The following is a 24,412-nucleotide window of genomic DNA, read 5'->3' as shown; positions in this document are numbered from 1 at the left end:
GGTTCGATGGAACGACGGGCGGGGCACCATGCTCACCCACGGCCTGACCTGGCCCAGGGGCTCCCGGGCTCCCGCCCGTCACCGCGGCCCGCAGACTACGCGAGTCGCGACAATCAGAGTTACAAGGGGGCGTTTCCGTAAAGCTCGGACTCGCGGCGACGCCCCCTCACCCGACATCCGCGCTGGACGCGCGAATGTCGACCTCTCCCCGCGCGCGGGGAGAGGTGAGGCCGCGGCGCGGCGCTGCTCTATCGCTCCATCATCCCCCGGCACGCCGCCCAGGTCTTCTCCGGGGTGGCCGGCATGTCCATGCGGATGCCGGCCGGTGTCGGGATCGCGTCGGCGATCGCGTTCATCACGGCGGCGAGCGAGCCGGTCGTGCCGGCCTCGCCGACGCCCTTGACGCCGAGCGGGTTGGTCGTCGCCACCGTGTTCTCCTCGGCCGAGACGACCGGCGGCATGTCGGCGGCGCGCGGCATCGCGTAGTCCTGGAACGAGCCGGTGACGAGCTGGCCCGAGTCGAGGTCGTAGACGGCGCGCTCCATCAAGGCCTGGCCCAGCCCCTGCGCCAGCGCGCCGTGGAGCTGGCCCTCGACCAGCACGTGGTCGAGCACCACGCCGCAGTCGTCGACCGCCGTGTAGCGCACGAGCGCCAGCGCGCCGGTCTCCGGGTCGATCTCCACCTCGGCGACGTGGCAGCCGTTCGGAAAATTCTGCGGCGTGTCGGTCGCGACCCGCGTGTCGAGATCGTCCTCGCTCGCGCCGGCCGCCTTCTTGCGCGCCGCTGTCGCGGCGACCTCGAACAGCGAGAGGCGCCGGTCGGTGCCGGCGATGGAGAAATCGCCGTCCGCGTAGACGATGTCGGCCTCGGCCGTCTCCAGCGCGTCGGCGGCGATCTTCCGGCCCTTCTCCAGCACCACCGCGACGGCGTTCACCAGCGCGGCGCCGGCCGCGCTCGTGGTGCGCGAGGCGACCGAGGAGTTGCTGATCACGCCGTTGTCGCTGTCGCCCCCGGAGTATTTGATTTTTTCCAACGGCACGCCGAGGCGCTCGCTCAGCACGCGCGGAAAGATCGTCGCGTGCCCCTGGCCGGTCGCTTGGGCGCCGAGCGCCAGCACCACGGTGCCGTCGCCCGGAAAGAGCAGCCCGGCGCCTTCGGTGGGCACGCCGCCGGCGTGCTCGACCATGCAGGAGAGGCCGACGCCGCGCAGCTTTCCGCGCCGCTTCGCCTCCGCCTTGCGGGCGTCGCGGCCCGTAAAGTCGGCGAGCGCCAGCGCCTTGTCAAACACGGCCGGAAAATTGCCGCTGTCGAACACGGTGCCGACCGGCGTCCGATACGGGATCGCGTCCGCCGGCACCAGGTTGCGGCGGCGGATCTCGTCCGGGGCGATCCCGGTGAGGCGGGCCGCCTCGTCGACGAGGCGCTCGATCAGATAGTTCGCCTCCGGCCGCCCGGCGCCGCGGTAGGGCGCCGTCGGCGTCGTGTTGGAGAACACGCAGCGCACCGCGATGTCGACCCGTGGGATCGTGTACATGCCGGGCACGCAGCGGGCGAAGTTGACGGTGGCGAGGAACGCCGCGACCTGCCCCACATAGGCGCCGAGATTGACCAGCGAGCGCAGCCGCAGCGCCGTGAAGTGTCCCTCGGCGTCGACGGCGAGCTCGCCTTCGAGGATCGAGTCGCGGGCATGCGCGTCGGTGAGGAACGCCTCCGAGCGGGTCGACATCCAGTGCACGGGCCGCCCGAGCCGCTTCGCCGCCACGCACAGCGCCGGATACTCCGGATAGGGCGAGCTCTTCATGCCGAAGGCGCCGCCGACATCCTCGGTGATCACCCGCAGCTTGCCCGGATCGATGCCGAGGATGCGGGCCATGTGGTCGCGGATCGGGCGGGCGCCCTGGGTGCAGACGCGCAGCACGTAGCTGTCGGTCGCGGCGTCGTACGACGCGGTGGCGCCGCGCGGCTCCATGCTGGCGACCATGATGCGCTGGTTGACGTGGCCGACGCGGGCGACATGCGCGGCCGCCGCGATCGCCGCATCGACGGCGGCCGGGTCGCCGCCCTCGGCCGCGGTCGGGAACCGCCAGTCGAGGGCGAGATTGCCGGGCGCCTCCGGCCAGAGCTGCGGCGCTCCGGGCGTCGCGGCGCGATGCACGTCGACGACGGCCGGGCGCTCCGCGTAGTCGACCGCGACGAGATCCGCGGCGTCCTGCGCCGCGAGCGCCGTCTCGGCGACGACGAGCGCGACCGGCTCGCCGGTGTGCATCGCGGTCGCGGCGAGCGACGGGCGGAACGGCATCACGAGCGGCCCGCTGGCGCCCTGCATCGGCATGTGGGCGGCGAGCGTGCCGACGCCGGCGGCCGCCATGTCGTCCGCCGTGAAGACGCCGAGCACGCCCGGCACGGCGCGCGCGGCCGTGGCGTCGATTCCGGTCACCACCGCATGGGCGTGCGGCGACCGCACGAAGGCGCCGTAGGCCTGACCGGGCAGGGCCGCGTCGGCGACGAAGCGCCCCGCCCCGCGCAGCAGCGGCGCGTCCTCGACCCGGTATGCTCGGAGAGCCGCGCGCGCCGTCGTGTCGTCCATCGGGGGTGCCTTCGTCTACTTTGTATGTCCGGCGCCGACCGACGGACATGCGCCATGCTCGCGGCCCGTCGTGCGCGGGCTTTACCCGCGCATCCGTCCGGGACGTGAACACGCTATTTCGAAGGACGATGGGTCGCCGGGTCAAGCCCGGCGACGACGCGGCTTTGCTTCGGGCGGCCGCTCAGCCGAACAGGGCGAGGCCGATCAGGCCGAGCGTGCCGACGGCGACGCGCCACCAGACGAACAGCCCGAAGCCGTGGCGCGCGACGAAGCCGAGGAACGTCTTCACCACGATCCAGCCGAACACGAAGGACGCGATGAAGCCGACCGCCACCACGATCAGGTTGCTCGCGCTCATCTGGCCGCCGCCCTTGTAGAGGTCGTAGGCGAACGCTCCGACCATGGTCGGCATCGCCAGCCAGAACGAGAACTCGGCGGCGGAGCGCCGGTCGGCGCCGAGCAGCATGGCACCGACGATGGTGGCGCCGGCGCGCGACACGCCGGGGATCATCGACACGCACTGGATCAGGCCGATGCCGAGATACACCTTGAGGGGGAACTCGGTCGCCTCGTCGTAGCGCGGCTTCAGGTCGAGATGGTCGACGAGGTAGAGCACGGCCGCCCCGGCGATCAGCGAGAAGCAGATGATCCACGGGTTGAACAGCACCGACTTGATGAAGCCGTGGGCGATCGCCCCGACAATCGCGGCGGGCAGGAAGGCGATCAGCACGCCGAAGACGAAGCGGCGGGCGTACTCGTCGGAGAAGAAGTGGGTGGCGAGCAGCAGGAGCTTGCGGAAGTAGATCGACAAGAGCGCCGCGATGGCGCCGAGCTGGATCAGCACCGCGAAGGTCTTGCCGAAGTCCTCGTCGTCGAAGCCGAAGAAGTGCTCGACCAGGAGAAGGTGGCCGGTGGACGACACCGGCAGGTATTCGGTCAGTCCCTCGATGAAGCCGAGGAAGGCGGCCTTGAACAGATCGAGCAGCATGCGGGGCTCCGGACCAGACGGGCGGGCAGGGCCCGCGGACGGCTGCGCGCTTGTGGCAGATACCGGCCCCGGCCGGCAAGGCGGCAATGCCGCGGACGAAGGCCGGCGGATGCGCGGGGCCGATGGTCCGGCCGGCCTTCCGCAACCGCGCGCCCGGAATTCACCGCATTGGACCGGCATGACCGAGGTCGGCCGGCCGGCGGCGGCCGGCAGCGCGATCCACCCGGCGCGGAAACCGTACCGGCCGAGAATGTCCGCCGGGGGGCTTGCCCGCCGGCGGCCGGGGCGGCAAGGTCGGTCGGGCATGCGTATGCGTCGGGCCGGTCCGGCGCGCTTCTCGATTGGCTCACGCCGGTTTCGGCCACGCAGGTCTCGGTTTACGCAAGTCCATGATGTTGACGCTGTTTCATCAGCCTTTGTGCCCGCAGTCGCGGTTCGTCCGGATCGCGCTCGGCGAATACGGCGTGGTGCCGAACCTCGCCGACGAGCGGCCCTGGGACCGCCGCCAGGAGTTTCTGGTGATCAACCCGGCCGGCACCACCCCGGTACTGGTCGAGGACGGCCGCCCCCCGGTGGCGCATCCGGCCATGATCGCCGAGTATCTCGACGAGACCCGCGGCAGCGGCCTCGGCGAGCACCGGCTGCTCCCGCAGGAGATGGCGGCCCGCATCGAGGTGCGGCGCCTGACCATGTGGTTCCTGGAGAAGTTCCACACCGAGGTGTCGGGCCCGCTGGTGCTCGAGCGGGTGTTCAAGCGCCACATGACGGTGAAGCAGGGCGGCGGCTCCCCCGACATCGACGCGATCCGTGCGGCGCTGTCGAACATCCGCTATCATCTCGCCTATATCGGCTGGCTGGTGCGCACCCGCGACTGGCTCGCCGGACCGCGCATGACCTATGCGGATCTCGCGGCCGCCGCGCATCTCTCGTCGGTCGACTATCTGGGCGATGTGCCGTGGCACGAGGACGAATCGGCGAAGACCTGGTACGCGCGGGTGAAGTCGCGTCCGTCGTTCCGGCCGCTGCTGGTCGAGATGCACGCCGGCATCGCCCCGTCCAAGACCTACGCCGACCTCGACTTCTGACCGACGCGTCCGCCCCGGACTCGTCCGCTCTCCTCGTCGCTCTTCGCGCCGAGGCGAAGGCGCTCGGCTTCGATGCCGTGGCTGTCGCAGCACCCGACGCGATCGGCGATGCCGGTGCACGCTTCGAAAAATTCCTGGCCGCCGGGATGCACGGCGACATGGACTGGCTCGCCGACCGGCCGGAGCGTCGCACGTCGCTGCGCGGCCTCTGGGCGGACGTGCAGGCCGTCGTCATGCTCGGCGTCAATTACGGACCGGAGCGCGATCCGCGCGACGTCCTCGCCCAGCGCGACCGCGGGGCGATCTCGGTCTATGCCCGCGGCGACGACTATCACGAGGTGATCAAGCCGCGCCTGAAGGCGCTGGCCCGCTGGCTGATCGGTGCCGCCGGCGGCGACGCAAAGGTGTTCGTCGACACCGCGGCCGTGATGGAGAAGCCGCTCGCCGCCGCCGCCGGGCTCGGCTGGCAGGGCCGGCACACCAATCTGGTATCGCGCGACTTCGGCTCCTGGCTGTTTCTCGGCGCCCTGTTCACCACGCTGCCGCTGCCGCCGGACGCGCCGGCGGACGACTGCTGCGGCTCCTGCCGGGCCTGCCTCGACGCCTGCCCGACCGAGGCCTTCGTCGCCCCCTATCGGCTCGATGCGCGGCGCTGCGTGTCGTATCTTACCATCGAGCACAAAGGCCCGATCCCGCGCGAATTCCGCGAAAAGCTCGGCAACCGCATCTACGGCTGCGACGACTGCCTCGCCGCCTGCCCGTGGAACAAGTTCGCCCAGGCCGGCCGCGACGCCAAGCTCGCGGCGCGCGAGGTGCTGAACGCGCCGTCGCTGCGCGACCTCGCCGGGCTCGACGATGCCGCGTTCCGCGCGCTTTTCCGCAAGACCGCGATCAAGCGCACGGGGCGCGACCGTGTCGTGCGCAACGTGATGATCGCGATCGGCAACAGCGGCGACGCGGCGCTCGCCGACGCCGCGCAGGCCCGCCTCGCCGACGCCTCGTCCCTGGTGCGCGGCGCCGCCGTCTGGGCACTGTCGCGGCTCCTGCCGGTCGACGCCTTCGCGACGCTTGCCGCATGCCATCGCGATCACGAGCCCGACCCGCAGGTGCGGGAGGAATGGACGCTCGGCGTCTCCCAGAACGATGCCCCTTCACCTCTCCCCGCACGCGGGGAGAGGTCGGAGGTCGCGCCGGCAGGCGCGGCCTCCGGGTGAGGGGGCGTTTCCGTATCCACGCGGCGCCCCCTCACCCGCCGCCCTTCGGGCGTCGACCTCTCCCCGCGCGGCGGGGAGAGGTTAAGATGCGCCGCCATTATTGGAGTGACGAATGACCACGCTGATCTGCTTCGGGTTCGGCTACAGCGCGCAGCACTGGGTCGCGGCCCATGGGCGCCGCTTCGACCGCATCGTCGGCACCACCCGCACGGCCGAGAATGCCGCCGACCACGCGGCGCGCCATTACGGCGGGCGCGAGGTCGAGGTGCTGGTGTTCGACGGCACGACGGCCTCGGCCGAGCTGACCGCGGCGGTGCGCGAAGCCGACGCCATCCTGATCTCGGCGCCGCCGACCGAGACCGGTGACCCGGTGCTCGCGGTGCTGGGCGACGCGATCGCCGCGGCCGCGCAGGCCGGCATGCTGAAAAGCATCGTCCTGCTCTCGACACTCGGCGTCTATGGCGACCACGGCGGCGCCTGGGTGGACGAGACGGCCGAGCTGCGCCCGGTCGGTGCCCGCAACAAGGCGCGGGTCGAGCAGGAGGCCGCCTGGATGGCGCTCGGCGCGCGCACCGGCGTGCCGGTCGCGAGCCTGCGGCTCGCCGGCATCTACGGCCCGGGCCAGGACGCCATCGTCAACATGGAGAAGGGCCGTGCGTGGCGCATCGTCAAGCCGGGCCAGGTGTTCAACCGCATCCACGTCGTCGACGTCGCCCAGGCGATCGATGCGGCGTTCGACAAGCGGGCGCGCGGCGCCTTCAACGTCGCCGACGACGAGCCGACCCCGCCCGGCGATCCGGTCGTCTTCGCGGCCGAGCTCCTGGGCCGCGAGCCGCCCCCCGAATGGCCGTTCGAGGAGGCCGTCAAGCATCTCCCCCCGATGGCCGCGAGCTTCTATGCCGAATGCAAGCGGGCCAAGACCGACAAGCTCAAGCGCGAGCTCGGCGTCACGCTGCGCTACCCGACGTTTCGCGAGGGGCTGCGGGCCGACTTCGCGGCGCGCCACAGCCCGGTCCACTGACCTCGCCCCACCCTCGGCTCATGCCCGCGCAGGCGGGCATCCAGGGCCACGTGCGGTGTCGCCCCTGGGTCCCCGCCTGCACGGGCACGAACGCAGGGGAGCTTGGCGGTGCGGTTCCGGCTGTGACGAAGTTGCGATACAACTCTTCGCATGATCGCGAATCGTCTCGCCCCCGCCGCGGCTCTCGCCGTCCTGGTCCTGCTCGCCGCCCCGGCGGCCGCGCAGGACAAGGGCACGGTCGATCCCAAGCCGTTGCCGCCGCTCGCCGATCCGAACGATCCGAAGACGCCGGCCAAGCAGCTCTTCGGCCGCAAGGCGACGCCCGCCTCGCTCGAGGCGCGGGCGATCGGCTTCTATTCGAAGGGGTGTCTCGCCGGCGGCATCGCGCTGCCCGTCAACGGGCCGGCCTGGCAGGTCATGCGGCTGTCGCGTAATCGCAACTGGGGCCATCCGAACCTGATCGACATGCTGGAGCGGCTGGCGGTCGACGCCCGCAAGGCCGGCTGGCCGGGCCTGCTGGTCGGCGACCTGTCGCAGCCGCGCGGCGGCCCGATGCTCACCGGGCATGCGAGCCATCAGGTCGGGCTCGACGCCGACATCTGGCTCACCCCGATGCCCAATCGCGAGCTGACCCGCAAGGAGCGCGAGGAGATGTCGGCCACCATGGTGGTGGCGCGCGACCGCAAGGAGGTCGACCCGGCCGTGTGGACGACCGGCCATGTCGGCGTCATCCGCACCGCCGCCAACCTGCCCGGCGTCGAGCGCATCTTCGTCAACGCGGCGATCAAGAAGGCGCTGTGCCGCGACGCCGGCGCCGATCGCGCCTGGCTCCACAAGGTCCGGCCCTATTGGGGGCACGACTATCACTTCCACGTCCGTATCGTCTGCCCGGCGGGCGAGACCGACTGCAAGCCGCAGCCGCCGGTGCCGGCCGGCGACGGCTGCGGGAGCGAGCTCGACTGGTGGTTCCAGGACTCGGTGCTGCACCCGCCGCCCCCCAAGGAGCCGCCGAAGCCGCGCCCCGGCCCGACGCTCGCCGAGCTGCCGCCCGCCTGCCGCGTGGTGCTGCAGTCGCCGTAGTCCCCGTCATTCCGGGGCGCGGACCGCAAGGTCCGCGAGCCCGGAATCCATATCCCCGGTGCTCGGGGCTCACGACAGACAGGGGTTATGGGTTCCGGGCTCGCGCCTTTGGCGCGCCCCGGAACGACCGGTTCTTCACACCTTTTCCAGCGCTCCCAAGAGATCCGCCACCACGTCGTCCTTGTGCTCCAGGCCGGCCGAGAAGCGGATCAGGCCGTCGCCGATGCCGAGCTCGGCACGCTCGGCGGCGCTGAGACGCTGATGCGTGGTGATCGCCGGATGCGTCACGAGGCTCTTCGAGTCGCCGAGATTGTTGGTGATGGCAGCGAGCTTCAGCGCGTTCATGAAGCGGAACGAGCCCGCCTTGCCGCCGGCAACGTCGAACGCGACCAGGGTCGAGCCGGCGCGCATCTGCTTTCTCACGACATCGGCCTGCGGATGGTCGGGGCGGCCCGGATAGACCAGCCGCTCGATCTTCGGGTGGCCGGCGAGCGCATCGGCGACCGCGGCAGCCGTCGCGGTCTGGCGCTCGACCCGCAGGCTCAGCGTTTCCAGGCCCTTCAGCATCACCCAGGCGTTGAACGGCGACAGGCACGGGCCGGTCTGCCGCAAGAGCATGTGTACGTGGTCCTGGATGAATTTTTCCGACGCCAGGATCAGCCCGCCCATGCAGCGGCCCTGGCCGTCGATGTGCTTGGTCGCCGAGTAGACGACGCAGTCGGCGCCGAGCGCGAGCGGGCTCTGCCACACCGCGGTGGCGAAGACGTTGTCGACCACCAGCACGGCGCCGGCCGCGTGCGCGATGTCCGCGACCGCGGCGATGTCGATCACCTCGAGGGTCGGATTGGTCGGGCTCTCCAGGAAGAACAGCCGCGTGCTCGGGCGCACCGCGGCGCGCCACTGGTCGAGGTCGCGGCCGTCGACCAGGGTCGAGGCGACGCCGAAGCGCGGCAGGTAGTCCTCCAGAATCCACCGGCAGGAGCCGAACAGCTGCTTGGCCGCCACCACGTGGTCGCCGGCCTTCACCGGGCCGACCAGCGCGGCCGTGACGGCCGCCATGCCGCTCGCCGTGGCGCGCGCCGCCTCGGCCCCCTCGAAGGCCGCCATGCGGTGCTCCAGCATCGCGACCGTCGGGTTGGAGAAGCGCGAGTAGAGGAACCCGCCCGACGGGCCGGCAAACCGCGCCTCGCACTCCTCGGCGGTCCGATAGACGAAGCCTTGCGTGAGGAACATCGCCTCCGAGGTCTCGCCGAATTGCGAGCGCAACGTGCCGGCATGGACCAGCCGGGTCTCCGGATGCCAGTCGGGCCTCACAGGGTCGGGCGGCGACAGGGGGGCGAAGCTCTGATCGGACATCGACGCGGCCTCCTCGGGCAACAAAAAACCCGGCCGGAACAGATCCAGGCCGGGCGCGCGCGTCCCCGGCCTTTTAGCAACCTTCTTTAACGTGGCGGCAAGCCGGCCGGCTCAAATGACCACGGGATAAGCCGGCTCTTAGCGGCGACCGCCCTTTCCGTCAAGCCGGCCATCCGCTAGACACCGAAGATTACGCGCGTTTTCGAGTATCGCCGGCCGTCGCCGGCGCGCGCATCGAGGAGGCGTCCGTGCCGCTCGCCTTCGGCCCCGCCGACCGGGGCATTCTGCCTGACCGGATGATCGCCGCGCTGAGCTCGTCCGGCGGCATCCTCACCGCCGTGCCGTTCGCCGACGATCAGATCCAGCCGGCGAGCCTCGACCTGCGGCTCGGCGAGATCGCGTACCGGGTGCGGGCGAGCTTTCTGCCGGGCCCGCGCGCCACCGTGGCGGAGCGCATCGACAGCCTCAAGCTGCACGAGATCGCGCTCGGCGACGGCGCCGTGCTGGAGACCGGCTGCGTCTACATCGTGCCGCTGATCGAGGGGCTGAAGCTGCCGGCCGATGTCGGCGCGGCGGCGAACCCGAAGAGCTCGACGGGCCGGCTCGACGTGTTCACCCGGGTGATCACCGACGGGGCGCGCGCCTTCGACCGCATCGACCCCGGCTATCACGGGCCGCTCTATCTGGAGATCAGCCCGCGCACCTTCCCGGTGCTGGTGCGCGAGGGCTCGCGGCTGTCGCAGATGCGCTTCCATCGCGGCCGCGTGGTGGTGAGCGGCGACGACCTCGTCGACCTCCAGGCGCGCGAGACCCTGGTCGACGAGGAAGGGGCGGATCTCGCCGAGGGCGTCGGGGTCGGGGTCGACCTCGCCGGCTTCGGGCCGGACGGGCTGATCGGCTACCGGGCCAAGCGCCACACCGGGCTGATCGACGTCGACCGCCGCGCCCGCTACGACGTCGCCGAGTACTGGGAGCCGCTGCGCGCCAACCGTGGCCGGACCCTCATCCTCGATCCGGACGAGTTCTACATCCTGGCCTCCAAGCAGGCCGTGACGGTGCCGCCAGACTTCGCCGCCGAGATGGTGCCGTTCGACCCGCTGGTCGGCGAGTTCCGGGTGCACTACGCCGGCTTCTTTGATCCCGGCTTCGGCTGCGACGAGGCCGGCGGCCACGGCTCGCGCGCCGTGCTGGAGGTGCGCTCGCACGAGGTGCCGTTCATCCTCGAGCACGGCCAGACGGTCGGCCGCCTCGTCTACGAGCACATGCTGGCCCAGCCCGACCAGCTCTACGGCGAGGGCATCGGCTCCAACTACCAGGCCCAGGGCCTCAAGCTGTCGAAGCATTTCAGGGCGTGAGGGTTCTTTACGGTGCGCGCGTTGCGCGCGCATGATGGCGCGAGTTCAATTATTGTTCGGGCGTTGACATTTTCGTCAACGGCGCCATTTCATGCATTCGACCCGGCCGATCTCGTGGCTGAACGCCGCCCGCAAGACCTTCGAGACGTTCCCTCGGGAGGGGAGGCGCGACACCTTCAACGCCCTGACGATCGCGGCGGAAGGCCACAAGGCGGATACGGCGAAGCCGTTCAAAGGGGTCGGCGCGGGGGTATTCGAGATCGCGATCGCCCACCGTGGAAACGCCTATCGTATCGTCTATGCCGTCCAGCTCGGAGCCGATGTGATCGTGGTCGACGCGTTCCAGAAGAAGTCCAAGACCGGCATCAAGACGCCGCAGATGGACGTCGATCGCATCCGCGACCGCATCAGGCGCTTGAAGGACTCCTTGCGATGACCGACGACGACCTCGTGCTGGTCCGCGGCAGCGGAAACGTCTTTCGTGATTTCGACGAGCCGGAGGCCGACCTCGACCAGGCGCGCGCCGTCGTCGCTGCCGCCATCATCGGGGTGCTCGATCGTCGCAAGCTCGGCGTGCGCGCCGCCGGCAAGGCGACCGGGATCGCCGCGTCGGAGTTCTCGCGCATCCGCAACGGCCGGCTCGACCGCTTCACGCTCGACCGCCTGATCACGATCCTCGGCGCGCTCGATCGGCAGCTTCAGGTCCGTGTCGCGGTCGATTTTCGGCCGCCGGCGTTGTCCGCCCTGGGCTGACCCGCGTCGCGCTGCGCATCAATTTCACCGGATCGTTGCGCCGTCATTCCGGGGCGCGGCGAAGCCGCGAACCCGGAATCCAGCGGCAAGCTTTGCCCGCGGGCTGGATTCCGGGTTCGACGCTGCGCGCCGACCCGGAAGGACAACCAAAGTGATTCGGCGGGATCCGCTGTCACCCCTCGGACACCATCTGGGCGACCGGGATGCGCAGGCTGGCCTGCGCGCCGGCGGGCGGGTAGTCGAGCGTCACCTCGGACTCGAGGCCCTGCGCCAGCAGGCGCTCGATGATGGTGTGGCCGAAGCCGCGCCGCGTCGGCGGCGTCACGGGCGGGCCGCCGGCTTCGCACCACGTGAGCACCAGCTGGTCGCCGTCGATCCGCCAGCGGATCGCGATGGTGCCGGTCGGCACCGACAGCGCCCCGTATTTCGAGGCGTTGGTGGCGAGCTCGTGGAGGACCAGCGACAGGTTCTGCACCGCCTCCAGCCGCAGCATCAGGGGCGGACCGTCGAGCGTGACGCGGCCGCGCTCCGAGCCGACGAACGGCCACAACTGCGCGCCGACCACGTCGGCGAGCGGCGCGCCCTGCCAGTGCTGCTGGACCAGGAGGTCGTGGGCGCGCGCCAGCGCCTGGATGCGGGCCATGAATTTCTGCTCGAAGTCGGCCGTGTCGGTGCTGGAGCGCATCAGCTGGCGAGCCAGCGCCTGGATGACGGCGAGCAGGTTCTTGGTGCGGTGGGAGAGCTCGTGCATCAGGAGCTCGACATGCTCCTCCCGCCGCTTGCGATCGGTGATGTCGGTCGACACGCCGACGAGGCCGATCACGGCGCCGGTGGCGTCGCGCAGCGGCGACTTGGTCGACAGGAACACGCGCGTCACCCCGTCGGGGCTGGTGAAGGTCTCCTCCAGCTTCTGGGTCTCGCCCGTCTCCATCACGGCGCGGTCGTTGGCCCGGATCGCGGTGGCCTGCGCCGGATCGCCGTAGAAGTCGTTGCGGCCCTGCACCTCGGTCAGCGGCTTGCCGATCACGGCCAGCACGGCCGCATTGGCGATCAGCATGCGGCTGTCGCGGTCCTTGGCGTAGATCAGGTCGGGCGTCGAAGCGGAGACGGCGGCGAGCAGCGCCGTGGTGCGCTCCAGCTCGGCCTTGGCGGCGTTGCGCTCGCGCACGATCGCGGCGGCGGTCTCGAAGGCCTGGCGGACGTCGACCAGCTCGCGGATGCGCGGCTCGTCGGCCGGCGGCGGCTCGCCATGGGCGAGCGCCAGGGCGGCGCCCTGCAGGGCCCGCACCGGCGCCGCGATGCGGTGCGCGAAGACGGCGGCCAGCAGGAGCGCCAGCCCGGCGAAGGCGCCGCCGGTGGCGAGCAGCGCGAGGGCACGCCGCTGCGGCGCCTCGAGCACCTCGCGCGGAATGCCGATCACGGCCGTCCAGCCGGTCACGGACGAGCGTCGGAACGCGTTGGTCTGGGCGACGCCTTCCCAGGTCACGTTGTCGAAGCGTCCCTCCATCGGGCCGCCGGTCGCCGCCGCCACCAGCTCGGGCCGGGCCGGATTGCCGATGAAGGTCTCGGGCTGGTGCGAGCGGGCGACGAAGATGCCCTTGCGGTCGACCACGGCGGCGATCCACGGGTCGGGCAGGCCGGCCTCGCGCAGCACGTCGCCGAGCTCGGTCGGATCGATGCCGGCGGCGAGCGCCATGGCGGTGGCGCCGTCGCGCCGCACCGGCACGGCGATCAGGGCGACCGGCCGCCCCGTGAGCGCGCCGGTCACGAGATCGGTGACGACCAGCCGGTCCGCCTCGAAGGCTGGCGCGAGCGGCGCCATGTCGGCGCGGCGCGGCAGCGCCGCATCGAGGTTCAGCCGGGTGCTGACGAGCTGCTGGCCGTCGCGGTCGACGAGCACGATCGGCTTGCCGATCCGCTCGGCCGTGGCGGTGGCGATGCGGTGGAAGGTGGCGCGGTCGTCGGCGGTCGCCGGCACCAGGATCGCCAGCACACGCAGCGCCTGCTCGACCGCCAGCACATGGGTGTCGATCAGCCGGTTGGTCGCCGCCGCGATCTCGGCGGCGCGGCGCTCCAGGGCGGCGCGCTCGGCGCGCGCCTGCTCGACGATCACGGCGCCGGCGAAGGCGAGCACCGGCAGCAGCGTCGCCGCGACGAGAACAAGCAGCCGGGTTCGGATGGTGGGCGCACGCGAAAGGGGTCTGCCGTCGGGAACCGGCGGTCCTGTCGGGTCTGGACTCAAACGTGCTCCCCGCCCGGTTCGGCCGCGCCCCTGCGCCGGCCCCGCGACAAGTTCCAATGTATGGAGGTTTCACATGCGAGGCAATCGCACCGCCGTCGATGCGCTGGTGTTGCCGCCCCGGCTGCGGGTCCGCCATGGCGGCGGAGCCTCTTGCGGCGGCCGGGTCGCCCCGGGTAATGTCCGATCCGCGCGGGCGTAGTTCAGTGGTAGAACGACAGCTTCCCAAGCTGTATGTCGTGGGTTCGATTCCCATCGCCCGCTCCAAATCAGCAGCATCGATCGATGGCGGGGCTCGTCGGCAGCGGAGCCGGCCGCTTGTGTCGACGTCCGCCTGCCCGAAGCGCCGGGCGGCCATGCGGCGCATCGGGTTTCTACGGATTCGGGCGGGGCGCGCCGGAGCCTCTGCGCCGGTCTCCGGCCGCAGATCGTAAGCGCCTGCAAATTCGCGGTATTCTGCTCCGATCGCAGGGCGGCGCGAGACCGGCCCGGCGGCGCCGGAAAACCGCCGCTCCATTGCCCTCATGCCACAATTGCGCTAAGCCGCCCGCTCGGGAAACTCGTGACTGGAGGGACGGATGGCCGATCACGCCGCCGTGGACTACGAGACTGCGTCGGGTAACGACCTGGCCCAGCACGAAGCGACCTATCGCGGGTTCGTGCAACTCGTGAAGTGGGGCGTCGGCTCCACCGTACTCGTTCTCGTCCTGATGGCCATTTTCCTGGTCTGACGACCGTTCCGGACGGCGGCGCCCGCGTTACGCTCGCCGGCGCCCGTCCGGTCATGCCCTGCGCAGGAGACATCATGAAGATCGCGATTTGTGCCGAGGCGGACGCTGCCGAACCGCGGGTCGCCGGAACGCCTGAGACCGTGAAGAAGATGATGGCGCTCGGCGCCGACGTCGCGGTCGAGCCCGGCGCGGGCGTGAAGTCCGGCATCCTCGACGCCGACTACCAGGCGGCCGGCGCGACCGTGACGCGCGACGCCGCCCGCGACGCCGACATCGTCCTCAAGGTGAAGCGCCCCAACGAGATGGAGCTCACCGGCTACAAGAAGGGCGCCATCGTCATCGCCATCATGGACCCGTACGGCCACCAGGCGGCGCTCGAGGCGCTCGCCCGCGCCGGCGTGATCGCCTTCGCCATGGAGCTGATGCCGCGCATCACCCGCGCCCAGGTGATGGACGTGCTCTCCAGCCAGGCGAACCTCGCCGGCTACCGCGCCGTGATCGACGCCTCGGCCGAGTACGGCCGCGCCTTCCCGATGATGATGACGCCGGCCGGCACGGTGCCGGCCGCCAAGTGCTTCATCATGGGCGTCGGCGTCGCCGGCCTGCAGGCGATCGCCACCGCGCGGCGCCTCGGCGCCATCGTGACGGCGACCGACGTTCGCCCGGCCGTGAAGGAGCAGGTGGCGAGCCTCGGGGCGAAGTTCATCGCGGTCGAGGACGACGAGTTCAAGCAGGCCGAGACGGCCGGCGGGTACGCCAAGGAGATGTCCAAGGAGTACCAGGCGAAGCAGGCGGCCCTCGTCGCCGAGCACATCAAGAAGCAGGACATCGTGATCACGACCGCGCTGATCCCGGGCCGTCCGGCGCCGCGGCTGATCACGGCCGAGATGGTCGCCTCGATGAAGCCCGGCTCGGTGATCGTCGATCTGGCGGTCGAGCGGGGCGGCAATGTCGAGGGCGCCAAGCCCGGCGAGGTCGTCGAGGTCGGCGGCGTCAAGATCGTCGGCCATCTCAACGTCGCCGGCCGGCTGGCCGCGTCGTCGTCGGCCCTCTACTCCAAGAACCTCCTCGCCTTCCTCGAGGTGCTGATCGACAAGAAGACCAAGGCGATCGCGCTCAACTGGGACGACGAGATCGTCAAGGCGACGGCGCTGACCAAGGACGGCGCGATCGTCCACCCGAACTTCGTGCCGAAGACGGCGGCCTGACCGCCGGCCGCGGCCCGCATCGAGACAACGCGGCCTCTCCGCGCCGGACGAGGTCGCCCGCATTCCGAGGAGATATGCGATGGAGCATGTGGCAAGCGCGATCGACCCGTTCATCTTCCGGCTGTCGATCTTCGTGCTGGCGGTGTTCGTCGGCTATTACGTCGTGTGGGCGGTGACGCCGGCCCTGCATACGCCGCTGATGTCGGTGACCAACGCGATCTCGTCCGTGATCGTGGTCGGTGCACTGCTCGCCGTCGGCGTCTCCCTGGTCGGCGACGACAACGGCCCGCTGCTCGCCCGCGCGCTCGGCTTCGTCGCCCTGGTGTTCGCCTCGGTGAACATCTTCGGCGGCTTCCTGGTCACCCAGCGCATGCTGGCGATGTACACCAAGAAAAAGAAGTGAGCGGGACGGCGGCCGCCCGTCGTGACAGGCGGCGGATCCGGGCGAGGGGGGCCGGATCGCCGCAGCGGTTTGTCCCGCCCCTCCTCGTCGGCCGCTCGCTCCGACCCGGGTCGACGGCACGTCGCGCTGCGCAGCGCTGAATGAGGACGATGTGACATGAACGCCAATATCGCCGCGCTTCTGTATCTGGTTGCAGGAGTGCTGTTCATCCTGGCTCTGCGCGGGCTCTCCAGCCCCGAGTCGAGCCGGCGCGGCAACTTCTTCGGCATGACCGGCATGGTGATCGCGGTGGCGACGACGCTCGCCTCGCATGTCCCGGCCGGCCCCGGGGCCTGGGCCCTGGTGGCGCTCGGCATCGCGATCGGCGGCGGCATCGGCGCCGTGATCGCCCGGCGCGTGCCGATGACCATGATGCCGGAGCTGGTCGCCGCCTTCCATTCGCTGGTCGGCATGGCCGCGGTGCTGGTCGCCGCCGGCGCCCTCTACGCGCCGGCCGCCTTCGACATCGGCACGGTGGGCCACATCCACGGCGCCAGCCTGGTCGAGATGTCGCTCGGCGTCGCCATCGGCGCCATCACGTTCACGGGCTCGGTGATCGCCTTCGCCAAGCTGTCGGGGCGGATGAGCGGCGCGCCGATCATGCTGCCCGGCCGCCACGTCATCAACATCGCGCTGTTCCTGGCGATCGTCGCCCTGATCGTGGTGTTCGCCCGCACCGAGAGCTACACGGCGTTCTGGGCGCTGACGCTCGCCTCGTTCCTGTTCGGCATCCTGATCATCATCCCGATCGGCGGCGCCGACATGCCGGTCGTCATCTCGATGTTGAACTCCTACTCGGGGTGGGCGGCCGCCGGCATCGGCTTCACGCTCGGCAACTCGGCCCTGATCATCACCGGCGCGCTGGTCGGCTCCTCGGGCGCGATCCTGTCCTACATCATGTGCAAGGGCATGAACCGCTCGTTCATCTCGGTGATCCTGGGCGGCTTCGGCGGCGAGGTCGCGGGTCCGGCGGGCGGCGCCGAGGCGCGGCCCGTGAAGCTCGGCTCGGCCGACGACGCCGGCTTCATCATGAAGAACTCCGGCAAGGTGATCATCGTCCCGGGCTACGGCATGGCGGTGGCGCAAGCCCAGCACGCGCTGCGCGAGCTCGCCGACAAGCTGAAGGCCGAGGGCGTCGAGGTGAAGTACGCGATCCACCCGGTCGCCGGCCGCATGCCGGGCCACATGAACGTGCTGCTCGCCGAGGCGAACGTGCCCTACGACGAGGTCTTCGAGCTCGAGGACATCAACTCGGAGTTCGCCCAGGCCGACGTCGCCTTCGTGATCGGCGCCAACGACGTGACCAACCCGGCCGCCGAGGAGGATCCGTCCTCGCCGATCTACGGCATGCCGGTCCTGCAGGTGTGGAAGGCCGGCACCGTGATGTTCTCCAAGCGCTCGCTCGCCTCGGGCTACGCCGGCATCGACAACACGCTGTTCTACCGCGACAACACCATGATGCTGCTCGGCGACGCCAAGAAGATGACCGAGGAGATCGTGAAGGCGCTCGGGTGATATTTCCCCGCGCCATCGCGATGCGCGTGATCGCGACGACGGTTCAGGCACGGCCCCTCGAGGGCCGTGCCTTTTTCATGTCGTGCGCCGTGTTGCTCGGCGGCGTCTTGTCTGGTGCCGTGCTCGGCGTGTCGCCGCTCGCCGCCTTCGAGGCGCCGGCCGCGACGTCCGTCGTGGCGCCGGCCATCACCTGTCCGACGGGCGAGACCGCGTCGGTCGTCACCGAGCTGTTCCTCGGCCGCGAGGCGGCCGGGCGCCGTGTCGTGACGGAGACGCGCTTCGCCGACTTCCTCGCCCGCGAGGTGACGCCGCGCTTTCCCGACGGACTGACGGTCTACGACGCCAATGGACAATGGCGCGACGAGACGGGACGGATCACCCGCGAGGCGTCCAAGGTTCTTCTGATTCTCGCGCCGGCGCAGGAGCCGTCCGCCGATACCGATCCCAAGCGCCCGAGCCGCGCCGAAAAAATCGCGGCGATCGTCGACGCCTACAAGCGCCGCTTCCGGCAAAAATCCGTGCTGGTGCTGACCCGCCCGACCTGCGCGCGGTTTTGATAAGCACGTGACGGAAGTCACTTCAACTCTCCCCGATGAAGGCTCGGCACAAGTCCTCGGTCGTCCCGGGATGCGCCGAAGGCGCGTGCCCGGGACCCATATCCCCTGCCTGTCGTGAGCCTCGGACACCGGGCGTATGGATTCCGGGCTCGCGGACCTTGCGGTCCGCGCCCCGGAATGACGCAAAAAAAGCGCGGGCCGGAGCCCGCGCCTTGCTTCGCTCGATCTCGTCGACAGGCGTGGCGCCGGCGGACCGGCGCCCGCGCCGTGATCAGATCAGCCCCAACCCCTTGAGCACCGAGAGCATCACGGCGGCGGCGGCGACCGAGCCGATCTGGCCACCGCAGTTGGCGCCCATCGCGTGCATCAGGAGGAAGTTCTTCTTGTTGTAGCGCTGGCCCTGCGCCTGCACGACGCGGGCCGCCATCGGGAAGGCCGAGATGCCGGCGGCGCCGATCAGCGGGTTCATCCGCCCGCCCGACAGCACGTACCAGATCTTGCCGAACCCGACGCCGACGATGGTATCGAGGCAGATCGCCACGAAGCCGAGCGCGAAGATCGCGAGCGTCGTCGGCTTCAGGAAGTCCTCCGCCGCCATGGTGGCGCCGATGGCGATGCCGAGGAACAGGGTCGCGATGTTGGCGATCTCGTTCTCCGACGCCTTGGTGAGCCGGGTGACGGCGCCGCATTCGCGCATGAAGTTGCCGAGCATGATCGACGCCATCAGGGGCAGGCCCTTGGGTGCGATCAGGCCGGTGACCACCGTCACGACGATCGGGAACAGCAGCTTGGTGTTCGCCGACACGCTGCGCTTCACCACCGGCATGACGGTCTCGCGCTCCTTCTCGGTGGTGAGCGCCTTCATGATCGGCGGCTGGATGATCGGCACCAGCGCCATGTAGGAGTAGGCGGCGACCGAGATCGGGCCGAGCAGCTGCGGCGCGTATTGCGAGGCGACGTAGATGGCGGTCGGGCCGTCACAGGCGCCGATCACGGCGATCGACACCGCCTCGAGATGCGGGAAGCCGAGCGCCAGCGCGAGCAGCAGCGTGAGGAAGATGCCGCACTGGCCGGCGGCGCCGAACAGCAGGATCTTGGGGTTCTCGAGCAGCGGGCCGAAATCCGTCATGGCGCCGATGCCGATGAAGATCAACAACGGGAACAGCTCGTTGGCGATGCCCATGTTGTAGATGCTGCGGACGAAGCCGGTGTCGTCCTTGGCCATCGCCTTGAGCGCCTCGGGCGCCGCCGGCCCCATGGCGTCGAGCACCTGCTTGGCGCCGATGTCGATGCCCTGATGCATCAGCTCGCTGCCCGGGATGTTCACCAGGAGACAGCCGAATCCGATCGGCACCAGCAGCAGCGGCTCGACGTCCTTCTTGACGCCGAGAAAGATCAGCGTGCCGCCGATCGCCAGCATCACCATCTGCTTGAGACCGCCGAGCGTGACCAGCGCCTGGACGCCGTCGGTCAGGCCCAACAGGCCGTTGAGAATGCCTTCGAGCATGTCTGTCCCCGTTCAGCCGCGGTTGGCCTTGCTTCCGTCCTCGGCCGAGAGCGGAAAGATCTTCTTCAGGAGCTGGATCGACCAGATGAGGATCGCCAGGGTGAGGAACGTTCCTCCTATGCCCACGACCATCATGGTCAGTCCGAATGTCAGTTTGTCCATGCTGCATGTCCCATGATCGTGGTGACCCGTCGCATCGCGGCGCCACGGACCGGCGCGTCGCAACGTGCCCTTGTCCGAACGGCTCGAAACCCATATCCCGCGAGTCGGGTGATGATACGCAGCCGAACCCTCGGCAGAAACAGTGAAAACCCCATGTCCGCATCGCTTTCGGCGCGCTTGGCTGCCTTTCTCGAAATGCATCACGTGATGTCTCTCGCCACCGCGGGGCCGGCCGGCCCGCACGCCGCGAGCCTGTTCTACGCGTGCGACGGCCCGGCGCTGGTGTGGGTCTCGGAGGAGGGGGCGCGGCACTCGCGCGATCTCGCGGCGAACCCGGCGGCCGCCGTGACGGTGGCGCCCGACACGGCCAATTTTGCTGCGGTGCGGGGCGTGCAGATGCACGGCCGGGCCGTCCGGGTCGACGATCCGCAGGAGGCGGCGCGGCTGCGCGGCCTGCTCGCCGCCCGCTATCCGTTCCTGCAGCGCCTCGACGCGCTGCCCGAAAAGCTCAGGTCGGCCGTCGCCCGCGTCGCCGTCTACCGGCTCGATCCCGACGCGGCGGTGCTGATCGATAATTCCAAGGGCTTCGGCCACAAGGAGACGCTGGTGCTGCGGCGCGACAGGTAGGGCGGGCGGCGGCGGCCGGAGTACCACCGAGCCTTCGTCATTCCGGGGCGCCGCACTCGGGTCGGCGCTTCGCGCCGCCCGAGCACAGGCTCCGCGCCGAGCCCGGAATCCATAACCCCGGAATCAGTGGCTCACGACAGGCCGGGGATATGGGGCCCGGGCTCGCCGCTTCGCCGCGCCCCGGGACGACCGAAGTTGGATTTCGACGTCTTTTCGAGCTGCCGAAGCGCGATCCGCGCCGTCACTCCGCGGCGCGGCGGGCGGCCAGCTTGGTGAACTTCTTGGTGATGAAGTGCCGCTTCAGCCGGGAGATGTGGTCGATGAACAGGACGCCGTTCAAGTGGTCGATCTCGTGCTGGATGCAGGTGGCGAACAGGCCGTCCGCCGTCTCCTCGTGCGTCTTGCCGTCGAGGTCCATCCAGCGGATCCGCACCCGCTCGGGGCGCTCGACGTCCTCGTGGACGTCCGGGATCGACAGGCAGCCCTCCTCGTAGACGTTCATCTCCTCCGACTTCCAGACGATCTCCGGGTTGATGAACACCCGCGGGCGCTTCTCCTCGGTCTTGTGGGCGAGGTCCATGGTGACGACCCGCTTCGGCACGGCGACCTGGATGGCCGCGAGCCCGATCCCGGGGGCGTCGTACATGGTGTCGAACATGTCGGCCACGAGCGTGCGGATCTCGTCGTCGATGGTCGTCACGGGCTCGGAGACCAGCCGGAGCTGCTTGTCGGGGAGGAGGATGATGTCGCGGATCGCCATGCCGGCGATGTAAGGCGAGACGCGAAACGCGTCAATTCCGGGCTGCTACGACCGGCGCGGGAAGGGGTGCGGCGACCGACCCCTCCGTTCACCTCTCCCCGCGTGCGGGGAGAGGTCGACGCGCGAAGCGCGGCGGGTGAGGGGGCGTATCCACGCAGCAGAGACTCGCGGCGACGCCCCCTCACCCGGACTTCGCGCCTCCGGCGCGAACCCCGACCTCTCCCCGCCAGCGGGGAGAGGTGAAGGGCTCGCCCCCAAAATCGCCCGATCGCACCCGCACCTTGTGCCGAATCCCCCCGTCACCCATACCGGGACCATGAGCACCACTCCGACGACCACGTCCGCCGCCTCCGAGGCGACCACCGCCGCGGCCACCGCCGGAGCGGCCACCGCGACCGCCCGGTCCTCGCTCGCCGAGACCTTCGCGGTCTATCTGCGGCCGCGGGTGCTCATCGTCATGTTCCTGGGGTTCTCCTCGGGGCTGCCGCTCGCCCTCTCGGGATCGACCCTGCTGGTGTGGATGCGCGAGACCGGGGTCGATCTCGGCACCATCGGCCTGTTCGCCCTGGTCGGCACCCCCTACACGCTGAAGTTCGCCTGGGCCCCGATCGTCGACGCCCTCGACGTGCCGATCCTGTCCCGCCGGCTCGGCCGGCGGCGCGGCTGGCTGGTGCTGACCCAGATCCTGCTGATCGCCGCCATCGTGTTTCTCGGCCTGTGCGACCCGGCCAAGACGCCGTGGCTGGTCGCCTTCGGGGCGCTGCTGGTCGCCGCCGCCTCGGCCACCCAGGACATCGTCATCGACGCCTTCCGGGTCGAGAGCCTGCCCGAGAACGAGCAGGCCGCCGGCATGGCGTCCTACGTGGCCGCCTACCGGATCGGCATGCTGGCCTCGACGGCCGGCGCCCTGTTCATGGTCTCGGGCTTCGAGGCGGCGGGCTTCGGCAAGCACGAGGCCTGGACGCTCGGCTATCTGGTCATGGGCGCCCTGGTGGTGCTCGGCATCGCCACCACGCTGCTCGCCACCGAGCCGGCCGCCTCGGCGCGCGCCGAGCACGATCCGGCCCACCGCATCGAGAACCCGGCCCGGCGCGTGATGGTCGCGGCGGTCGGCGCCTTCTCGGAGTTCCTCACCCGCGAGAACGCCGTCCTGATCCTCGCCTTCGTGATCTTCTTCAAGTTCTGCGACGCCTTCGCGGGGGCCATGACGGCGCCCTTCGTCATCGATCTCGGCTTCTCGCGCAACGACTACGCCGCGATCGTCAAGGGCGTCGGGCTCGCCGCCACGCTGATCGGCGGCTTCGCCGGCGGCTTTCTGGCACGCGCCTATCCGCTGGTGACGGCGCTGTGGATCGGCGCGCTCCTGCAGAGCATCTCCAACCTGGTCTTCGCCTGGCAGGCCGTGGTCGGGGTGAACCTCTGGGCCTTGACGGTGTCGATCATCGTTGAGAACTTCACTGGCGCCATCGGCACGGTGGTGTTCGTCGCCTACCTGTCGGCGCTGTGCAACAGCCCGCTCCATACCGCGACGCAATATGCGCTGCTCACCGCGCTCGCCGCCATCGGCCGCACCTATCTGTCGTCGGGGGCCGGCTTCGTCGCCGAGGCGACCGGCTGGGTGACGTTCTTCCTGTCGAGCGCCATCGCGGCGATCCCGAGCTTCGTCCTGCTGATCTGGCTGCAGCGCAGCGGGCACTTCGCGGCGCTCGCCGCGGCGTCCGCGGCCAAGCGTTCGGCGCAGAACACCTAGGCGTCCGAGGCGGTTCCGCCCCGCTTCGCAAGCCGGAACACTCGTGTTCTATCTAGAACGGCCCCGGCCACGCCCGGGGCGGCCGTCGACGTGTGCCACGGGCGTGCGGACGACGGCTCGAACGGTCACGACGGCAAGTCGGACCAGCAAACCGGGGGAGATGCGTTCATGAAGCAGGTCGACGTCGCCGTCATCGGCACCGGCTGGATCGGCGGCATGCGGGCCGAGACGCTGTCGCGCTCGGCGCTGGTGGACCGGTTGCACATCTGCGAGATCCGGCCTGACCGGCTCGCCGAGATGAAACAGATCACCAAGGCGGCGACCGCGACGCTCGACTATCAGGACATCATCAACAACGACCGGATCTCGATCGTCTATGTCTGCACGGCGCCCGAGCCGACCCACTTCCCCATCGCCCGCGACTGCCTGAAGGCCGGCAAGCACGTGCTGCTGGAGAAGCCGATCGCGCTGGACTTCTGGGAGGCCGACGAGCTGATCACGCTGGCCAAGCGCAACGGCGTCAAGTTCACGATCGGCTACTCGCAGCGATTCAACTCCAAGATCGCCTACGCCAAGAAGCAGATCCGCGAGGGCAAGCTGGGCGACATCGTGTCCGTGATGGTCAGCCGCCATCTGTCGCGCAGCCTCGGCAAGAAGATCGCCGGCCGCACCAAGCTGTCGCCGGCCGCCATGGAGTCGACCCACGACCTCGACTTCGTGCTCTGGATGCTGGAGCCGGCCAAGCCCGTGCGCGTCTACTCGCAGGGCGCCTACGGCGTGATGAAGCCGCTCAACGGCTCCTACGACTGCATGTGGAACACCGTCACGATGGACAACGGTGCCGTCGTGGTGGTCGGCGGCGGCTGGAACCTGCCGCCCGGCTATCCGAACTACTCGTCGACCTGGATCGAGATCACCGGCACCGAGGGCGCGCTGATCCTCGACGGCACCTATCGGGACAACTGGCTCAACACGGTCGAGGGCGGCACCCGCTACCCGATGTCGACCATGCCGGGCGAGCAGGTCGACCACATGTATGCGGGCCAGCTCGGGCCGGAGACCATCCACTTCCTCGAATGCTGCCTGCTCGACCGCCCCGTGATGGTCCAGCCCGCCCATGCCCGCATGGTGATGGAGACCTACACGGCGGCCGACCTCTCGGCCGAGCGCAACGAGCCGGTCGACATGCCCCTCAACAACGAGGCGCTTGCCCGCATCGCCGAGTGGGACCGGCGACGATAGCGTCTCGGTCGATTCGGCAACGACGAGACTGATCTCGGTCTTGGCAGCCGGCCACGGCACCCTCTCCCTGAGGGAGAGGGTCGGGCGCCCGCAAAGCGGGCGACCGGGGTGAGCGACTGTCTTGGCTGTCAAGCGTTTTGCCATGGTCGATTGTCCCTGAGCATGGCGTTGAGGATTGTCAGTAGCTTCCGAGCGACGGCGATCAAGGCGACCATCTTCGGCTTGCCGGCAC

The 24,412-nt window shown here is 70.1% G+C and carries 22 protein-coding genes, 1 tRNA gene, 1 pseudogene and 1 riboswitch; of the genes and pseudogenes, 16 read left to right on the top strand and 8 right to left on the bottom strand.

Annotated elements, in window-relative coordinates; genetic code table 11:
- Nucleotides 1-248: 248 nt before the first annotated feature.
- Complete coding sequence (locus CCR97_RS25460; RefSeq protein ID WP_201159992.1) at nucleotides 249-2,588, bottom strand: xanthine dehydrogenase family protein molybdopterin-binding subunit; 2,340 nt, start codon at nucleotides 2,586-2,588, stop codon at nucleotides 249-251.
- Between the two features lie 181 nt (nucleotides 2,589-2,769).
- Nucleotides 2,770-3,576, bottom strand: a complete 807-nt coding sequence (locus tag CCR97_RS25455; RefSeq protein ID WP_111360072.1) for an undecaprenyl-diphosphate phosphatase — start codon at nucleotides 3,574-3,576, stop codon at nucleotides 2,770-2,772.
- 392 nt (nucleotides 3,577-3,968) lie between these two features.
- On the opposite strand from CCR97_RS25455, the gene CCR97_RS25450 reads away from it, so the two are divergent.
- The 4 genes from CCR97_RS25450 (at nucleotide 3,969) to mepA (ending at nucleotide 7,976) form a co-directional block, all read left to right on the top strand.
- On the top strand, nucleotides 3,969-4,661 hold the full coding sequence (locus CCR97_RS25450) for a glutathione S-transferase family protein (protein WP_111360073.1): 693 nt from the start codon (nucleotides 3,969-3,971) through the stop codon (nucleotides 4,659-4,661).
- Nucleotides 4,658-5,875: a tRNA epoxyqueuosine(34) reductase QueG gene (gene queG / locus CCR97_RS25445; RefSeq protein WP_201159993.1), complete on the top strand. Its 1,218-nt coding sequence runs from the start codon at nucleotides 4,658-4,660 to the stop codon at nucleotides 5,873-5,875. The genes CCR97_RS25450 and queG overlap by 4 nt, the downstream gene beginning before the upstream one ends.
- A 112-nt stretch (nucleotides 5,876-5,987) precedes the next feature.
- Nucleotides 5,988-6,896 (top strand): NAD-dependent epimerase/dehydratase family protein, encoded by a 909-nt coding sequence (locus CCR97_RS25440; RefSeq protein WP_111360528.1) that lies wholly within the window; start codon nucleotides 5,988-5,990, stop codon nucleotides 6,894-6,896.
- Between the two features lie 150 nt (nucleotides 6,897-7,046).
- The gene (gene mepA / locus CCR97_RS25435) at nucleotides 7,047-7,976 is read left to right on the top strand and encodes a penicillin-insensitive murein endopeptidase (RefSeq protein ID WP_111360527.1); all 930 of its coding nucleotides are present in this window, start codon (nucleotides 7,047-7,049) and stop codon (nucleotides 7,974-7,976) included.
- A 135-nt stretch (nucleotides 7,977-8,111) separates the two neighbouring features.
- Here the strand turns inward: mepA and CCR97_RS25430 are convergent, their stop codons facing one another.
- Nucleotides 8,112-9,332 carry an O-succinylhomoserine sulfhydrylase gene (locus CCR97_RS25430; RefSeq protein ID WP_111358159.1) on the bottom strand — a complete coding sequence of 407 codons (1,221 nt, stop codon included), beginning with the start codon at nucleotides 9,330-9,332 and terminating at the stop codon, nucleotides 8,112-8,114.
- Between the two features lie 53 nt (nucleotides 9,333-9,385).
- Nucleotides 9,386-9,465: riboswitch (SAM riboswitch) on the bottom strand.
- Between the two features lie 115 nt (nucleotides 9,466-9,580).
- Here CCR97_RS25430 and CCR97_RS25425 point away from each other — a divergent pair.
- From CCR97_RS25425 to CCR97_RS25415, 3 genes are all read left to right on the top strand, one after another.
- On the top strand, nucleotides 9,581-10,687 hold the full coding sequence (locus tag CCR97_RS25425) for a 2'-deoxycytidine 5'-triphosphate deaminase (protein ID WP_111358158.1): 1,107 nt from the start codon (nucleotides 9,581-9,583) through the stop codon (nucleotides 10,685-10,687).
- Nucleotides 10,688-10,778: 91 nt separating this feature from the next.
- On the top strand, nucleotides 10,779-11,123 hold the full coding sequence (locus tag CCR97_RS25420) for a type II toxin-antitoxin system RelE/ParE family toxin (protein WP_111358157.1): 345 nt from the start codon (nucleotides 10,779-10,781) through the stop codon (nucleotides 11,121-11,123).
- Entirely contained in the window at nucleotides 11,120-11,440 is a 321-nt protein-coding gene (locus tag CCR97_RS25415) for an XRE family transcriptional regulator (protein WP_111358156.1), read from the top strand. The genes CCR97_RS25420 and CCR97_RS25415 overlap by 4 nt, the downstream gene beginning before the upstream one ends.
- A 172-nt stretch (nucleotides 11,441-11,612) precedes the next feature.
- Here the strand turns inward: CCR97_RS25415 and CCR97_RS25410 are convergent, their stop codons facing one another.
- Complete coding sequence (locus CCR97_RS25410; protein WP_111358155.1) at nucleotides 11,613-13,574, bottom strand: sensor histidine kinase; 1,962 nt, start codon at nucleotides 13,572-13,574, stop codon at nucleotides 11,613-11,615.
- 297 nt (nucleotides 13,575-13,871) lie between these two features.
- On the opposite strand from CCR97_RS25410, the gene CCR97_RS25405 reads away from it, so the two are divergent.
- The 6 genes from CCR97_RS25405 to CCR97_RS25380 all read left to right on the top strand — a co-directional run bounded on the left by CCR97_RS25405 (nucleotide 13,872) and on the right by CCR97_RS25380 (nucleotide 18,132).
- A tRNA-Gly gene (locus tag CCR97_RS25405) sits at nucleotides 13,872-13,946 on the top strand.
- 311 nt (nucleotides 13,947-14,257) lie between these two features.
- Nucleotides 14,258-14,410: an aa3-type cytochrome c oxidase subunit IV gene (locus tag CCR97_RS25400; protein ID WP_111358154.1), complete on the top strand. Its 153-nt coding sequence runs from the start codon at nucleotides 14,258-14,260 to the stop codon at nucleotides 14,408-14,410.
- 74 nt (nucleotides 14,411-14,484) lie between these two features.
- Entirely contained in the window at nucleotides 14,485-15,618 is a 1,134-nt protein-coding gene (locus CCR97_RS25395; RefSeq protein WP_111358153.1) for a Re/Si-specific NAD(P)(+) transhydrogenase subunit alpha, read from the top strand.
- Nucleotides 15,619-15,697: 79 nt separating this feature from the next.
- Nucleotides 15,698-16,021 carry a proton-translocating transhydrogenase family protein gene (locus tag CCR97_RS25390; protein WP_111358152.1) on the top strand — a complete coding sequence of 108 codons (324 nt, stop codon included), beginning with the start codon at nucleotides 15,698-15,700 and terminating at the stop codon, nucleotides 16,019-16,021.
- A gap of 156 nt (nucleotides 16,022-16,177) precedes the next feature.
- Nucleotides 16,178-17,575: an NAD(P)(+) transhydrogenase (Re/Si-specific) subunit beta gene (locus tag CCR97_RS25385; RefSeq protein ID WP_111358151.1), complete on the top strand. Its 1,398-nt coding sequence runs from the start codon at nucleotides 16,178-16,180 to the stop codon at nucleotides 17,573-17,575.
- A 77-nt stretch (nucleotides 17,576-17,652) separates the two neighbouring features.
- On the top strand, nucleotides 17,653-18,132 hold the full coding sequence (locus CCR97_RS25380; protein ID WP_170145917.1) for a DUF3574 domain-containing protein: 480 nt from the start codon (nucleotides 17,653-17,655) through the stop codon (nucleotides 18,130-18,132).
- A 271-nt stretch (nucleotides 18,133-18,403) separates the two neighbouring features.
- On the opposite strand, the gene CCR97_RS25375 is transcribed toward CCR97_RS25380, so the two are convergent.
- Both CCR97_RS25375 and CCR97_RS25370 read right to left on the bottom strand, forming a co-directional pair.
- Nucleotides 18,404-19,639, bottom strand: coding sequence for a sodium ion-translocating decarboxylase subunit beta (locus CCR97_RS25375; RefSeq protein WP_201159991.1), 1,236 nt, complete (start codon nucleotides 19,637-19,639; stop codon nucleotides 18,404-18,406).
- Nucleotides 19,640-19,651: 12 nt separating this feature from the next.
- On the bottom strand, nucleotides 19,652-19,801 hold the full coding sequence (locus tag CCR97_RS25370) for an OadG family protein (protein WP_170146078.1): 150 nt from the start codon (nucleotides 19,799-19,801) through the stop codon (nucleotides 19,652-19,654).
- Nucleotides 19,802-19,813: 12 nt separating this feature from the next.
- Between CCR97_RS25370 and CCR97_RS25365 the strand changes: the two genes are divergently transcribed.
- Nucleotides 19,814-20,428, top strand: coding sequence for a pyridoxamine 5'-phosphate oxidase family protein (locus tag CCR97_RS25365; RefSeq protein WP_111360198.1), 615 nt, complete (start codon nucleotides 19,814-19,816; stop codon nucleotides 20,426-20,428).
- Nucleotides 20,429-20,669: 241 nt separating this feature from the next.
- On the opposite strand, the gene def is transcribed toward CCR97_RS25365, so the two are convergent.
- Nucleotides 20,670-21,188, bottom strand: a complete 519-nt coding sequence (gene def, locus CCR97_RS25360) for a peptide deformylase (protein ID WP_111360197.1) — start codon at nucleotides 21,186-21,188, stop codon at nucleotides 20,670-20,672.
- A 316-nt stretch (nucleotides 21,189-21,504) separates the two neighbouring features.
- On the opposite strand from def, the gene CCR97_RS25355 reads away from it, so the two are divergent.
- Together CCR97_RS25355 and CCR97_RS25350 are read left to right on the top strand one after the other, a co-directional pair.
- Nucleotides 21,505-22,938, top strand: coding sequence for an AmpG family muropeptide MFS transporter (locus tag CCR97_RS25355; RefSeq protein WP_111360211.1), 1,434 nt, complete (start codon nucleotides 21,505-21,507; stop codon nucleotides 22,936-22,938).
- 168 nt (nucleotides 22,939-23,106) lie between these two features.
- The gene (locus CCR97_RS25350; RefSeq protein ID WP_111360210.1) at nucleotides 23,107-24,180 is read left to right on the top strand and encodes a Gfo/Idh/MocA family protein; all 1,074 of its coding nucleotides are present in this window, start codon (nucleotides 23,107-23,109) and stop codon (nucleotides 24,178-24,180) included.
- Between the two features lie 128 nt (nucleotides 24,181-24,308).
- Here CCR97_RS25350 and CCR97_RS25345 read toward each other — a convergent pair.
- Nucleotides 24,309-24,412 (bottom strand): annotated as a pseudogene (locus CCR97_RS25345) (IS110 family transposase); the annotation flags it as partial.

Source organism: Rhodoplanes elegans, assembly GCF_016653355.1.
Classification (GTDB): domain Bacteria; phylum Pseudomonadota; class Alphaproteobacteria; order Rhizobiales; family Xanthobacteraceae; genus Rhodoplanes; species Rhodoplanes elegans.
The sequence above is the reverse complement of the archived record's forward strand: the minus strand, read 5'-3'. Positions and strand labels throughout refer to the sequence as shown.

Excerpts from the sequence above, each read along its gene's own strand:
- CCR97_RS25460 (WP_201159992.1), bottom strand. The coding sequence starts at position 2,588 with ATGGACGACACGACGGCGCGCGCGGCTCTCCGAGCATACCGGGTCGAG.
- CCR97_RS25420 (WP_111358157.1), top strand. The coding sequence starts at position 10,779 with ATGCATTCGACCCGGCCGATCTCGTGGCTGAACGCCGCCCGCAAGACC.
- CCR97_RS25350 (WP_111360210.1), top strand. The coding sequence starts at position 23,107 with ATGAAGCAGGTCGACGTCGCCGTCATCGGCACCGGCTGGATCGGCGGC.
- CCR97_RS25415 (WP_111358156.1), top strand. The coding sequence starts at position 11,120 with ATGACCGACGACGACCTCGTGCTGGTCCGCGGCAGCGGAAACGTCTTT.
- CCR97_RS25380 (WP_170145917.1), top strand. The coding sequence starts at position 17,653 with ATGTCGTGCGCCGTGTTGCTCGGCGGCGTCTTGTCTGGTGCCGTGCTC.
- CCR97_RS25385 (WP_111358151.1), top strand. The coding sequence starts at position 16,178 with ATGAACGCCAATATCGCCGCGCTTCTGTATCTGGTTGCAGGAGTGCTG.
- CCR97_RS25355 (WP_111360211.1), top strand. The coding sequence starts at position 21,505 with ATGAGCACCACTCCGACGACCACGTCCGCCGCCTCCGAGGCGACCACC.
- CCR97_RS25390 (WP_111358152.1), top strand. The coding sequence starts at position 15,698 with ATGGAGCATGTGGCAAGCGCGATCGACCCGTTCATCTTCCGGCTGTCG.
- CCR97_RS25430 (WP_111358159.1), bottom strand. The coding sequence starts at position 9,332 with ATGTCCGATCAGAGCTTCGCCCCCCTGTCGCCGCCCGACCCTGTGAGG.
- CCR97_RS25400 (WP_111358154.1), top strand. The coding sequence starts at position 14,258 with ATGGCCGATCACGCCGCCGTGGACTACGAGACTGCGTCGGGTAACGAC.
- CCR97_RS25450 (WP_111360073.1), top strand. The coding sequence starts at position 3,969 with ATGTTGACGCTGTTTCATCAGCCTTTGTGCCCGCAGTCGCGGTTCGTC.
- CCR97_RS25455 (WP_111360072.1), bottom strand. The coding sequence starts at position 3,576 with ATGCTGCTCGATCTGTTCAAGGCCGCCTTCCTCGGCTTCATCGAGGGA.
- CCR97_RS25395 (WP_111358153.1), top strand. The coding sequence starts at position 14,485 with ATGAAGATCGCGATTTGTGCCGAGGCGGACGCTGCCGAACCGCGGGTC.
- mepA (WP_111360527.1), top strand. The coding sequence starts at position 7,047 with ATGATCGCGAATCGTCTCGCCCCCGCCGCGGCTCTCGCCGTCCTGGTC.
- CCR97_RS25365 (WP_111360198.1), top strand. The coding sequence starts at position 19,814 with ATGATCGTGGTGACCCGTCGCATCGCGGCGCCACGGACCGGCGCGTCG.
- CCR97_RS25370 (WP_170146078.1), bottom strand. The coding sequence starts at position 19,801 with ATGGACAAACTGACATTCGGACTGACCATGATGGTCGTGGGCATAGGA.
- CCR97_RS25440 (WP_111360528.1), top strand. The coding sequence starts at position 5,988 with ATGACCACGCTGATCTGCTTCGGGTTCGGCTACAGCGCGCAGCACTGG.
- def (WP_111360197.1), bottom strand. The coding sequence starts at position 21,188 with ATGGCGATCCGCGACATCATCCTCCTCCCCGACAAGCAGCTCCGGCTG.
- CCR97_RS25375 (WP_201159991.1), bottom strand. The coding sequence starts at position 19,639 with ATGCTCGAAGGCATTCTCAACGGCCTGTTGGGCCTGACCGACGGCGTC.